16 protein-coding genes are annotated in these 12,016 nt (G+C 39.6%); 13 read left to right on the top strand and 3 right to left on the bottom strand.

Annotated elements, in window-relative coordinates; genetic code table 11:
* The first annotated feature begins 88 nt into the window (after positions 1-88).
* The 10 genes from FE810_RS15225 (at position 89) to FE810_RS15180 (ending at position 5,705) form a co-directional block, all read left to right on the top strand.
* The gene (locus FE810_RS15225) at positions 89-430 is read left to right on the top strand and encodes a hypothetical protein (protein ID WP_138321216.1); all 342 of its coding nucleotides are present in this window, start codon (positions 89-91) and stop codon (positions 428-430) included.
* Positions 431-524: 94 nt separating this feature from the next.
* Positions 525-1,025 (top strand): hypothetical protein, encoded by a 501-nt coding sequence (locus FE810_RS15220; RefSeq protein WP_138321214.1) that lies wholly within the window; start codon positions 525-527, stop codon positions 1,023-1,025.
* Between the two features lie 115 nt (positions 1,026-1,140).
* Positions 1,141-1,650 (top strand): hypothetical protein, encoded by a 510-nt coding sequence (locus FE810_RS15215; protein WP_138321212.1) that lies wholly within the window; start codon positions 1,141-1,143, stop codon positions 1,648-1,650.
* 130 nt (positions 1,651-1,780) lie between these two features.
* The gene (locus FE810_RS15210) at positions 1,781-2,122 is read left to right on the top strand and encodes a hypothetical protein (RefSeq protein WP_138321210.1); all 342 of its coding nucleotides are present in this window, start codon (positions 1,781-1,783) and stop codon (positions 2,120-2,122) included.
* 406 nt (positions 2,123-2,528) lie between these two features.
* Positions 2,529-3,164, top strand: a complete 636-nt coding sequence (locus tag FE810_RS15205) for a DUF6438 domain-containing protein (protein ID WP_138321208.1) — start codon at positions 2,529-2,531, stop codon at positions 3,162-3,164.
* Positions 3,165-3,301: 137 nt separating this feature from the next.
* Positions 3,302-3,826 (top strand): hypothetical protein, encoded by a 525-nt coding sequence (locus FE810_RS15200; RefSeq protein WP_171022394.1) that lies wholly within the window; start codon positions 3,302-3,304, stop codon positions 3,824-3,826.
* A 94-nt stretch (positions 3,827-3,920) separates the two neighbouring features.
* On the top strand, positions 3,921-4,334 hold the full coding sequence (locus FE810_RS15195) for a PA3611 family quorum-sensing-regulated virulence factor (protein WP_138321204.1): 414 nt from the start codon (positions 3,921-3,923) through the stop codon (positions 4,332-4,334).
* Between the two features lie 107 nt (positions 4,335-4,441).
* On the top strand, positions 4,442-4,807 hold the full coding sequence (locus FE810_RS15190; RefSeq protein ID WP_138321202.1) for a hypothetical protein: 366 nt from the start codon (positions 4,442-4,444) through the stop codon (positions 4,805-4,807).
* Between the two features lie 84 nt (positions 4,808-4,891).
* A complete protein-coding gene (locus FE810_RS15185; RefSeq protein WP_138321199.1) occupies positions 4,892-5,209 on the top strand; it encodes a heavy metal-binding domain-containing protein in 318 nt (105 codons plus the stop codon).
* Positions 5,210-5,327: 118 nt separating this feature from the next.
* Positions 5,328-5,705, top strand: a complete 378-nt coding sequence (locus tag FE810_RS15180; protein ID WP_138321197.1) for a hypothetical protein — start codon at positions 5,328-5,330, stop codon at positions 5,703-5,705.
* 168 nt (positions 5,706-5,873) lie between these two features.
* Here the strand turns inward: FE810_RS15180 and FE810_RS15175 are convergent, their stop codons facing one another.
* On the bottom strand, positions 5,874-6,725 hold the full coding sequence (locus FE810_RS15175; RefSeq protein WP_138321195.1) for an META domain-containing protein: 852 nt from the start codon (positions 6,723-6,725) through the stop codon (positions 5,874-5,876).
* Positions 6,726-6,979: 254 nt separating this feature from the next.
* On the opposite strand from FE810_RS15175, the gene FE810_RS15170 reads away from it, so the two are divergent.
* The 3 genes from FE810_RS15170 to FE810_RS15160 all read left to right on the top strand — a co-directional run bounded on the left by FE810_RS15170 (position 6,980) and on the right by FE810_RS15160 (position 9,613).
* Entirely contained in the window at positions 6,980-7,762 is a 783-nt protein-coding gene (locus FE810_RS15170; RefSeq protein WP_138321193.1) for an ABC transporter permease, read from the top strand.
* An 11-nt stretch (positions 7,763-7,773) separates the two neighbouring features.
* On the top strand, positions 7,774-8,760 hold the full coding sequence (locus FE810_RS15165; protein WP_138321191.1) for an ABC transporter ATP-binding protein: 987 nt from the start codon (positions 7,774-7,776) through the stop codon (positions 8,758-8,760).
* A 166-nt stretch (positions 8,761-8,926) separates the two neighbouring features.
* A complete protein-coding gene (locus FE810_RS15160; protein WP_138321189.1) occupies positions 8,927-9,613 on the top strand; it encodes a dioxygenase family protein in 687 nt (228 codons plus the stop codon).
* Between the two features lie 12 nt (positions 9,614-9,625).
* On the opposite strand, the gene tcdA is transcribed toward FE810_RS15160, so the two are convergent.
* Together tcdA and FE810_RS15150 are read right to left on the bottom strand one after the other, a co-directional pair.
* The gene (gene tcdA, locus FE810_RS15155; protein WP_138321187.1) at positions 9,626-10,429 is read right to left on the bottom strand and encodes a tRNA cyclic N6-threonylcarbamoyladenosine(37) synthase TcdA; all 804 of its coding nucleotides are present in this window, start codon (positions 10,427-10,429) and stop codon (positions 9,626-9,628) included.
* Positions 10,430-10,522: 93 nt separating this feature from the next.
* Entirely contained in the window at positions 10,523-11,611 is a 1,089-nt protein-coding gene (locus FE810_RS15150; protein WP_138321185.1) for a hybrid sensor histidine kinase/response regulator, read from the bottom strand.
* Positions 11,612-12,016 lie beyond the last annotated feature (405 nt).

Raw genomic sequence — 12,016 nt, 5'->3', positions numbered from 1 at the left:
GAAGTGTTAAAGTTGTTAAGATAATTTGCATATAACAAGCTGTTCAAGCGGGACAAATAACAGGGCGTTAGCTACCCAAGGAAATTTTATGAAAATCTCAAAAATATTAATTTTAATCCCTTTAATGTTTTTAGCAGGTTGTGTAACAACGCCTTATCAAAAAACCGGCTTTTTTAGTAGTACGGGCGGTTATGAAGATAAACAGGTATCAGATGGCGTATATTTTATAAAATCTAAAGTTAACGCAAACACCAAACCAAAAGTAGCTCTTGATTACTGGCATCGCAGAGCAAAGGAATTGTGTGGTCACTCAAATTATAAAGCTGAAGTAACTAGTACGTTTGACACAAATGTAAACCCAGATCCATATTCATCAACTAGTCAGTGGCCAATATCGCAAGGTTTAGTTAACTGCAATATGGGTAGCTAACAAGGCGCTCAATCGGACGTTTAACAGTTGGCTGGCGTTCGTTTCACTCACTAATTTTAGCCTCTTAATGAGGCGTTAGGTTACCAAGGAAGTTATGCGTAAATTTGTAGGTGTGGATAAAAAGGAACAGTTAGCATTGAGAAAGCAGTTCCCGCAACTATTGCCTCTTATTAAAGGTGAGACTACACCAGAATATACTTTGTTAGCTATTTCAATATTTGATCACTGGCTTAATGATGAAGAATGTATGGAATTTCTACATATGCCACAGCTGGGCGAGATAGAGCGTCGTTGTCTTGTTTTTGATCAATTTAATAAATTATTAATGGAGCGCTCGAGTATTTTGGCTTTTAGGTTTAAAGGCCGAATAAAATCACTGCCTTCATTTAAAAAATTTTCATCATCGGGTGTAAAATATAGTTATATGAAACAAACATCTATGGGAAAATACAAAGTAATATTACCCGACTTTGATGCCGTTTACTTTGAAGGCTACGATGACACTAATATTTTCTTTTTAAAAGATTTGAGTGTTAAACCAATCATTGAGAAATTAGCTGAAAAAGTTGGACTTTATTGCTTGGAGCATAGGTAACCTAACAAGCCAATTAAGCGGGACTAAAAACAGTTTGCTCGGTTTCGCTTCGCTACACATTTTAGTAAACTAATTTTTAGCCCCTTATTGGGGCGTTATATACCAAGGAAGGTTCGTGATTAAAATCAACCTCTACATTTTTGTTAGCTCTTGTTTGCTTTCTTATTCAACTTTTGCAAATACATTACTAAAACTTGATCAGGAAATGATCATGTCGATAAACGACCATCTATCTGAAACTACGAGCAATTGTAATTTTTCACAGTCTACAAAGTACTATTATGGTGAAACGAAATTTTTTAATTACAGTGTTGTCGATAACAAAGAGGTAGTTCAAGAGCAAAGCTATAGTGAAGCAATGTCTGAATTCAAAGTTGCTATGGATTCATGTTATGTTTCCCTTGCGAAAGAAAAGCCAATATCCGAGAAAATTGAAATTTCTGAGTCTGGACAAGAAGCTATTTTTAATTCTGAAGCATTACATTACTTAAAGTCTACTGACGGAAGGTTTTTTGAAAGCCACAACAAAGGAAAAACCATTTTCAAGATTGTTGATGGGAAAGTGAAGATAGTGGAGACACATTACAAAGGGCTCTCCATTAAAGAAATTGAAAAAGTGCCATAGATATATAACAAGCCAATTAAGCGCGGGACTGCTAAAGCTTGGCTCGGTTCCACTTCGTTTCACATTTTAGCCAAACATTATCAGCCCCTTAACAGGGCGTTAGGCTGTAAAGCAATTGGAGAGTAGTATTTTGGAAGAGGCTAGTATTTCTACACCGTATTATATTTTAGATGTTTTAATGTCAGTCATAGCGGTTATTGTTAATTTCTATGCTTATTTTTCGCTGAACAAAACATTTAAACTTAATAATGATATTTATATATGTCATTTTTCAAAGGCTTTCCTCTTTTTCGGAGTTTCTACTTTATTTAGCTTACTTTCTTTTATCACAATAATTGTTCTCGCGGGAATTGCCGGGGATAGTCAATATTTTGATTTGTACGTTGACGTGCCTTATAACTTGGCATTTGCAGTTGGTTTGGTTTATTTATTTCGTGGTGTAAAAAAGAGCAAATTACTTAGAACAGCCTAACAAGTTACTCAAAAGGACAAATAACAGTTGGCTGCGCTTCGTTCCTCGCAAATTATAGCCAACTATTAACCGCCGTTTATTGGGTGTTATCTACACCTAAGGAAATGAGTTACCTTCATGGGACGGAGAATCAAAACGACGAAAAGCAAAAAGAACGTTAAACGTTTTTCTTGGCATTTCTGGCTTCTTCACAGTTTAACTATTGTTGCAATGTTAATGGGCTACTCCTCTGGAATGGAAAGCCATAAAGCTATCATTACAAGTTTATCGTTTGCCGCATTAGTATATTTAAGTCCTTTATTTTTATCAGTTATTCGTAATATGATGCCTAGGTCTTTGATGCTAAAATTTTATAAAAAAAGCTTATAGTTTATGTTTATATAACAAGCTGTTTAAGTGCGAGATTGTGAACGTTTGGCTCAGTTTCGCTCCGCTACACAGTTTAGCTAAGCATTTATCAGCCCCTTATTGGGGCGTTATATTAACCAATCATCATCGGAGTATTGTCATCAAAAAAGTAATCTATTTAGTCGCTCTGATTCTAATGTTTGGGTGTTCTGATAAAGAACAATGGCAACCCAAAATTGAGAGAATGGTTGCTGATTCACCTACGCAAGCACAAGTTATATCTTTCAGTCGTGGTGCTTGTTACGGTACTTGTCCAGTTTATGACTTCTATATTTTTCCTGATGATAATTTCGTTTTTATTGGGCATGCCCACGTAATAAAAGTGGGAGCTTATCGAGGAACTCTAGAACAAGGTACATATAAAAGCTTGATCAATCTTGTTGATAACAATAACTTCTTAAAATTATCTAGAGTTGGTTACTTCGGAAAATCACACTCAAAAGAAGCAACATTTAAGTGTGGAACATATAAAACAGATCATCCAACTGTTTCTATTGGTATTCAGCTTCAAGAAGCTGAATTAAAAGTCACACATAATTTAGGTTGTGCTGATTTTCCAGAGGAACAGGTAATTGTAAATATGTTTGCTAAGTTTGAGCAAATTGTTGTATTAAATGGCAAAGGGTTAATATAACAAGTCATTTAAAAGGACAAAAAAACAGTTGGTTTTTGCTCCTTCGTCGCTAATTTTAACCAACGAAATTTTGCTTGATAACAGGGCGTTAGTTTCATGGAGGATTCATCATCAAGTTTTTATTAATCATATTGTGTTTGGTTTCTCATTCTTCGTTTTCTGAAGAATGGTATACAAATGGGAAACCTGACAGTTCAAAAAGTTATCAAGGTTCTTCTGGTGATTTTGGTGCCATGATTTTCATGACCACAGATTCACAAAAAATGTTAGATAATTGGCAAGCTCCAACCCCTGGTTATCATATTTTAGATGCCGAAAGTGTCGAAAAAGGCAAACCAATTGAAGCTTTAGTTTTATTTAGTGGCTGTTCAGCTAACGCAGATGGTAATTGTATAGCTGAAATTGATTACCAAATTTTAAAGCCAGATGGTTCGGTTTATGCTGAATATAAAAATACGGAGCTTTGGAGAAATAAACCTGCATTGCCTAAGGGGCAAATAGGATTATCTGTTGACCGAGTCGGGTTAGTTGCAGAAGCTAATGATCCAACGGGTGTTTATAAAGTTACTTGCGTAGTAAAAGACCTCGTGAGTAAAAACCAGTTTTTAATATATTCCAGTTTCGAAGTAAATGAAGCTAACAAGCCAATCAAGCGGGACTAAAAACAGTTTGCTTGGTTTCGCTTCGTTACACAATTATAGCCAAACATTAATCAGCCCCCGGACAGGGCGTTATGTTTTAAGGGAAGTCACCAGTATGAAATATAAAATATTCACATTCTTAATTTTTGCAATATCTTTATCAAATATTGCATCTGCGCAGCAAAGTGAAAAAGAAAGAGAGCTGTCTCGAGTTTTAACCATAACAGCCAATAGTCTATCAAAACAAATGCCAATGACCCTTGATACAGATACAAGGTTAGACTCAGTAGCAACAACTGGAAATCAATTCATATATAACAACACATTGGTTAACTATACCGCGGAGCAAATGGATGCAAATCAACTTGATAAATTTCTTAAGGAAAACGTTTTAAATGCAATATGCCCAAATAAAGATATGGAAGGCTTTATCGAGTTGGGGGTAGTAATGGTTTATCGTTATTTAGGAAAAAATGGTAACTTTATTACAGAGTTATCTCTAGATACCAAAACGTGTAAAACAACATAACAAGAATTTAAAAAAGGGACTGCTATCAGCTGGCTTTGCTTTGCTACACAGTTTGAACAAAAAATTATCAGCCCCTTAGATGGGCGTTATGTGTAAAAGGAGATTTCGTGAAAATTCTGCATTTAGCATTAATAGTGATAATTACTTTATTGGCGATTGCAGCAGGTATGGCCAAACTATTGGGATCTCCTCAAGAAGTCCAATTTCTCAAAGGATTTGGCTTTAATTCATTATTAATAATGATTTATGGTCTAGTTCAGGTTACCGGTGGGGTTTTATTGGTAATCCCTAAAACACTAAAGCTGGGTGCAACTATCACTGTTTTTGCGTTTTCATTATCCTGCATTCTAATCGCCGTTAGTGGTAACTATGCTTTTTTTCTAATTTCGATATTACCAATTGCAATTACAGCATTTATATTCTGGCAATCGAGCAAATTTGCACATGACAAGTCGTTAAAGCAGGACAAATAACCGTTGGCTTTTGCTCCTTAGTCGCTTACTTTAATCAACTAATATTTATCGCTTAGTAAAGCGTTATACGTTCAAGGAATGTTTATGATTTATTCGACCACCGAGTCAATTCCAGGTAAAGAGATTGACGAAATAGTGGGTATTGTTACTGGCAATGTTGTTCAAGCAAAACACATTGGTCGTGACATTATGGCTGGTTTAAAAAGTATTGTTGGTGGTGAAATTGTTGGTTATACAGAAATGCTAACGGATGCACGTGACATAGCTGTTTCCCGCTTAGTTGAAAATGCTCGGAAAAAAGGAGCTGATGCAGTTGTTGGTATTCGTTTTACAACGAGCACAATAATGGACGGTTCATCAGAAATTATGGTGTTTGGAACTGCGGTTAAATTAAAATCATAACAAGGCAATAAAGTGATGGGACTGCTAATGTTTGGCTCGGTTCCGCTATGCGACACAACTTTAGCAAACTATTAATCAGCCCCTTATAGTGGGCGTTGGTTCCATCAAGGAGAGGTTCATGAATCTAATATTTGTAATACTTTCACTGTTAACATTTGTTGCAATGGGGTCTGAGATAAACGGGTTTGTGGTATGGAATATTGTGCCAATGATAATCGCAGCTATCGTATTTAATACCCACAAAATTAAAGATGTTTGGAGTACCAGTACTTTTCACATGATTTTGGGGATAATTTTATTGCATATATACTTTCATTCTGTGATGTACTTCGATATTGGTAAAGCCGCTACGGGCTCTTCAACTTCAGCACTTGCATATATTTTCTTTCCAATTTATTCGGTTTGTTTTGGTGGTTTAGTTTATTTAGTCTCGAAATCCATAAAATGGATTTTGGTAAAAGTGAAAACGAATAATAGTCTAAAGCGGGACGGCTAACGGTTAATTTGGCTTCGCGTTGCGATACATTTCCACTATGTGTCTTCCGCCATTTAGGCTGGCGTTAGCGGTATTTAAACCAATAATTAGTTGCCCCTTTGCTTGGTGTGAACGTTGCCAATACAGGGATATCAGAAGTGTGATAGGTGCGCAATAGGCATAAAAACCTTAATCATTTTTAGGTTTACTTTTTTGATTGAACGTAAGCACGGGTTTTCTATGTTGGTCGAGTAATATCAGGCGGTTATCTTGGCGTTGATAGAAACGCACACTTTGTAATGCGGCAAGGTAGGTTTGCTCGGTTTGCATTATACTTTGCTGGCAAGCCATTCGGGTTGATATCAAAGGTCCAAGAGTGATTTTCTCGCCATCTAATTGATAAGAGCCATTAAAAATATTACACCCTGAATTGCCACCAATACGCTGTTCCTTGTCATCAATTGTTAAGTGAGTTTGGCTTTCACTGACATGAATCTGCACTTTTTTGCCATCCATCTCCTCCAGCATCCACTCAGAGCTGGCCAGTGATAACGCCGATAGCTGTGAAGGGTCATTAGCTTGTTGTGGCTCCGTTTCCGGCGATTGTTGGTCGCTATTTTCTGATAAATCACCTGATTGCATTGATGAGCCAGATTGGGCTGGAGATGCGACCTGCTGAACCAGAACGCGCACAGGGCCTTCTTTACCTGTTGGGAAGGCTTCTACTAATTGCATGTTAATAAAGCGCAATCGTTGCTCTTCCATCACTCTGGCGCGGATCATATAACGGCCTTTATCATTAATCAGGTTCGGATCGTATTCCAATTCGAAAGACCAGGGTGGGGGGCCTAGGCGATCATAGTGTTTACTGCTAATTATTGTTGCTGCAACATCCATCTTCGCAACGTCTTCCAAATAGACTTCGAGATGAATATTGTCAGGCAATGTGATCCGCTCCCGATACCAGACTTCCCCGTTTAAGGTCAACATGTCTGCGTCATCATCCGTCGATTGCTGATTTTGAGTCGGTTCCGATTGCACAGGTTTTGATTGGCTCGTGTCAGGCTCTGATGCGGGTTTGCAGGCGAACAAAAAAAAAAAGCAAATATATAAGGAGTGGTACGGGATAATCGGGTAATAAACATGGTTTAAAGCTTGATTCGTTGGCCAATGCTATAAGTCTAACATTGATGTGTGTAACAGCCACTTACAAATGGAAACTTAACAGTTGTTTCACCATCTTGTATGCTAAAACTATGAAACTTTATGATTTGAATAGAATTTTGCATGTTTGTATGCACGAGTGGCGACGGGTTTTTGTCACCGGATCCGGGCGTTTAACCCTATTAACGTTCTTTGGTGCCTGGGTATTGTTGTTCCATTACCCGATCCGAACCGCTGTCGACCTCATCGCCAATTCTTCTGATGCCGCGGTTATACGCTCAGTGTTAGGGGATTTTGGTTTTAAGCAGCTATTACAGTGGCCAGTGGCGGAGCTTTCGGTATTCTGGTTCGCGGCGATGTTACTTCTGCCATTTACATGTGTGTTATTGAGCAGTGATCAGTTCGCCAGTGATCGACAAAGAGGGACAATTAAATTTTATTTATTAAGAACTCGGCGCTCAGAATTCATTCTGGGTCGATTTATCGGTTATGCCAGTTTCTTTACCATGTTGCTCATGGGCTTAGTATTGATCACATTAATTTACAGCAACTGGCGTGATCCTGAGTTATTCCAACTCGGCCTGTATCAAGGCATGAATACGTTTTTCTTTCTTGTTGTCTGGATGTTGCCCTTTATGGCGTTGACGAATTTCCTCAATGTGCTGATGCCAACAGGTAAAAAAGTAATATTGGTATTAATGCTTATGTATATAGTGCTGCCATTTATTGATTATATCGCTTTGGCGCAATGGCAAATCAATTTACAATTTTCCTGGCTACTTCCCGGTTTAGGAATATTTTCCACTATGGGTGAGCAAGGCCCAGAGCTCGGCAATTTGATCAAACCGGCCTGGCAATCGGCCATCTATTTAGGCCTGTCGTTGTTGTTATTCAGAGTTCGCTCGTTGAACTGATAAGGAAAAGTATGAAATCAGTGATCCGTTTAAACCAGGTGAATAAATCGTTCGGTGCTCATAAAGTTTTAGATGGCGTTAGCTTTGATATTGAGGCCGGTGAACCTGTGGCTCTTGTGGGCGCGAATGGTGCCGGTAAAACCACTTTATTTTCCATTATTTGTGGTTTTTTGAAGGCCGACAGTGGCTCGGTTAATGTTTTGGGTGAGTCTGTCGTCAGTTATCGTCACCTATCTAAGCTTTCCGCGTTAATCCAAGATGCAGAATTTGATCCGGATTTTTCTATCGCAAGGCAATTGACGTTATTCGCTAAATTACAGGGAATGAGTCGTAAACAAGCGCAAATGGACGTGGAACGCGTACTTGAGCTTACTGGATTAAAAGAATATAGCCGCCAGAAAAGTCACATTCTGTCCCATGGCATGAAAAAGCGACTGTCGATTGCGCAAAGCTTGTTAGGCTCGCCGCAAGTGATTTTACTGGATGAGCCAACCGCGGGGCTGGATCCCGATTATGCCCGACAAATCTCGAATATTCTGGTCGATATCAAAGAGTTAGCGACATTAATTATCAGCTCCCACCAATTGGAACAACTGCAGCGTATATGCCCAAGAGTCATGTTTCTCAAAGAGGGTAAAGTTAAGCTATCGGATAACTTTGCCAACCCAGATTTGAGTCAGGTTATCGATCAAAACACAGGCTTGGTTAACGATGCGCAATTACATACGTTAACCCTGCGATGTTCAGACCAACTGCCAGGACTGATAAATAAAATCAAAGCGCTACCTGTGGTCGAATCCATTATCGCCACCCAGCGCCATGAATTTAAAATTCAATATCCTGCCGGTCAGGAGCCGTATCAGCTGGAGCTAGCATTATTGGCACTGTTTGCTCAAAATCATTGGCATTACGAGCAGTTAATCAATGGTGACACACTTGAGAATCAGTGGTTTTCGCAAAATGGTACAGAAGGTGTCAAAGGTGTCAAAGGTGTCTAAAGGTGTCTAAGGGTGTCTAAAGTTGTCAAAGCAAAAGATGTTTTTGCTTGTTCTGCGACCTGAGGCCTGAAGCCTGCGACCTAGCCCTTATCGCAACCTAATCTTTGTATTCTTTTACCTTTTAACCTAAACCTATATAAGTCTTTATTCATTGAAGTTAGTAGTAATGTCTTTAAAGCAACCGTTATGGCTTCGGCGTCGATTTCTCAAAATTGGCGCTTTTGGCGCAACCAGCCTGCTATTTTGTACCGGCTTTCGCCGTTCAGACCAATCCCAGTCCTTGCTGACTCCACAGCAGACGGAAGGACCCTTTTTTCCAACGCAGGGGCAAAAGGACGTTGATCTTGATCTAACTCACATTCATGGCCACCCGAATAAAGCGAAAGGAACCGTAATCAAAGTTTCCGGTCGTGTGACTGACCAGCTCGGGCAACCGGTAGCCTTGGCACTCATCGATGTCTGGCAAGCGAATAGCTATGGTAAATATCATCATGAGCTGGACCAGCGCCGAGTCAAAATTGATGAGAACTTTCAAGGTTGGGGAACCATACAGACCGATGATGACGGCTATTATCATTTTCTATCAATAAAACCTGGGCCGTATCCCGCGGATGGTAAATGGATGCGACCACCGCATGTGCATTTCAAAGTTGCTAAGCGAGGCTATCGAGAGTTAACCACACAAATGTATTTCTCTGGAGAATCATTGAATCAGAAAGATTTACTGTTACTGGAGCTGAGTGAACAGGAGCAAAAGTTGCTGATTGTTGATTTTGAGCAAGATAGCCAAAAACAATATCTCAATGGACGATTTGATATTGTGTTAAGTAAAATTGGTATCGATACAGCCTAAAGCCTATCGTGATCACGCTGATTTGTTCAGTGCTCTTGCTTTGGTTTTTAGGTATTTATCCAATGCCTTACTTACCGCAAAAAATGCAAAACTTGCGGTAACATGGGTGATCGCGCCAAATCCGCTGCGACAATCCAAACGCATACTGTCGTTATTTTCAGGCTTTGCCAGACAAACTTCCCCTTCGTTATCCGGGTAGGTTAATTGCTCTGTTGAAAACACGGCATCAATGCCGAACTTTCGCTTGGTGTTTCGGGTGAAATTATGCTGACGACGTAATTGGTTCTTCACCTTAGCTAACAGCGGATCCTGATAGGTTTTGCTTAAATCGCTAATGCATATTTGCGTTGGATCCAATTGTCCACCGGCACCACCAATGGTAATCATCGGGATTTTATGACGTTTACAATAGGCAATGAGTGCAGTTTTAACCGGCACCGAATCAATAGCGTCGATAACGTAGTCTAACCCCGGATGCAATAATTCGGACAGGTTATCTAAGGTAAGAAAGTCTTCAATTTCATTAAGTTGGCAGTCAGGATTAATTTGCCTAATTCGTTCCGCCATGACTTCTACTTTGCTCTCACCAATAGTATCGGTTAAGGCATGAATCTGACGATTGATATTGGTTGTGCAGATATCGTCCAGATCAATCAGAGACAGTGTTCCTACACCAGTACGTGCCAGGGATTCAGCCGCCCAGGAACCAACCCCACCGATGCCAATCACACAAAAGTGGGCGTTTTGAATATGGTTAAAAGCGGTTTTCCCGTAAAGGCGTTCGATTCCGCCAAAACGTAATTGGGTTTCTGACATGTTATTTTCTGGGCTCTGTGATCAATCGCCGCTATTATACCAGCGCGCAAGGCAGTCTCAAGGAGGGAAACACTCTATTAACAAAGTTGTGTATTAGTACTTGGGAAGTTCGACTTTAAACCGGGTTTTTTGTTCATCAATGATATCAAAAGCGATTTTGCCATTTTGTGCTTCGGTCATCAATTTTGCCGAATAGGCACCCAGACCTGAACCTCGAACCAAGTTAGATGTTGCATATTTTTCGAATATGGAATGACGCAAATCCCCGGGAATGGCGCCTTGGTTTTCGATGCTAAAGCAAGCCATATCATTTGACTCTGAAATCTCAATGTTTATCGTTTGATTGTCCGGCGATGCTTCGACGGCGTTTTTTAATAAGTTATTGACGATAGACAGACACAACAACTCTTCTGCCAGTGCGTAGATATCGTGTGACGTTTGGCTGAGCTTAATGGAAATATTTTTGGGTTTCGATAAATATCGAACGGATTTGATGGCACGTTTTATGGTTCGTTCTACATCCACCATGTCGGGATCGAGTGGGTAGGAGCCATTTTCAATCTTAAATATATCCAAGGAGTTATTGATCATATTAAGTACATTAGTGACCGACTCTTCGATGGAATTGGCAACATTTTTATCTTCTATTTTATTCAATTCAAACAGGATCACACCCAAAGGGCCCTTTAAATCATGGTGTGTTAATCGCTCAATATCTTCACGCAAACGCGCATTTTCTTTAAGGGTTATTACCTGTTCGGCCAGAAGCTTCTGGCTTTGATAGAGTTGTACGTGGGTATTTACCCGGGCATTGAGTACATCGGGTTGCAGAGGCTTTGTGATGTAGTCTACGGCACCCAGTTTAAAACCTTGAGTAATATCTTCGACTTGAGATTTTGCGGTAAGGAAAATGATTGGAATATTCGCCGTCGATGGTTCGCGTTTAAGTTGGCGACACAACTCAAAGCCATTGATTTTAGGCATCATTACATCAAGCAGTATTAAATCAATATTGGGATCGGCTTTGATAATCTTTAAAGCGGTTGTGGCGTTGGTCGCAGCTTTGGTCTGGTATTGCGGGCGCAAGATACTTGAGGCCAGATCAATATTGCCCGGCTCGTCATCGACGATCAGGATAACCGGCTCAGCTCCTTGGCTATCGGGATTATTTTCACCAGTCACGAACGCAGTCTGCTCTTAAAGAATATTCAGTTAAAGTTTAGCTTAAGTTGTCGTTGGTGATAGTCGAAGCGCAATAAACGTGTAAATAACGATTTGTTTGCAATGAATTTTATGCTTTTTACTCACACTGGCTTGTTCGCCAGACAGGGAAATATTAAAGCCCTGATGATTTACGGTGATTTATGATGAATGAGCTTGTGTAGAACTCGCGAATGGTTAATTTACCGTTAGTCGTTCGTTTCCCCACATTCTCTGGGGTAGCAATTGCCAAATTGCCTGAATAAAAATGCACCGGTTTAATTTGTGGCGATGACTCGATTTATCAACACAATCTGACAGAGAATAGTTGAAAGACCCGACAAAATATTTGTGTTCAATCATTTAACAATAAAAAAAACAATCACA

This window comes from Thalassotalea litorea, assembly GCF_005843925.1.
GTDB classification, from domain to species: Bacteria; Pseudomonadota; Gammaproteobacteria; order Enterobacterales; family Alteromonadaceae; genus Thalassotalea_A; species Thalassotalea_A litorea_A.
This window is presented reverse-complemented; position numbering and strand designations above follow the sequence as displayed.

What these genes read in the sequence shown, in the direction of transcription:
- FE810_RS15195 (WP_138321204.1), top strand. Translation starts at nt 3,921, where the DNA reads ATGAAATATAAAATATTCACATTCTTAATTTTTGCAATATCTTTATCA.
- FE810_RS15225 (WP_138321216.1), top strand. Translation starts at nt 89, where the DNA reads ATGAAAATCTCAAAAATATTAATTTTAATCCCTTTAATGTTTTTAGCA.
- FE810_RS15180 (WP_138321197.1), top strand. Translation starts at nt 5,328, where the DNA reads ATGAATCTAATATTTGTAATACTTTCACTGTTAACATTTGTTGCAATG.
- FE810_RS15170 (WP_138321193.1), top strand. Translation starts at nt 6,980, where the DNA reads ATGCACGAGTGGCGACGGGTTTTTGTCACCGGATCCGGGCGTTTAACC.
- FE810_RS15185 (WP_138321199.1), top strand. Translation starts at nt 4,892, where the DNA reads ATGATTTATTCGACCACCGAGTCAATTCCAGGTAAAGAGATTGACGAA.
- FE810_RS15160 (WP_138321189.1), top strand. Translation starts at nt 8,927, where the DNA reads ATGTCTTTAAAGCAACCGTTATGGCTTCGGCGTCGATTTCTCAAAATT.
- FE810_RS15165 (WP_138321191.1), top strand. Translation starts at nt 7,774, where the DNA reads ATGAAATCAGTGATCCGTTTAAACCAGGTGAATAAATCGTTCGGTGCT.
- FE810_RS15220 (WP_138321214.1), top strand. Translation starts at nt 525, where the DNA reads ATGCGTAAATTTGTAGGTGTGGATAAAAAGGAACAGTTAGCATTGAGA.
- tcdA (WP_138321187.1), bottom strand. Translation starts at nt 10,429, where the DNA reads ATGTCAGAAACCCAATTACGTTTTGGCGGAATCGAACGCCTTTACGGG.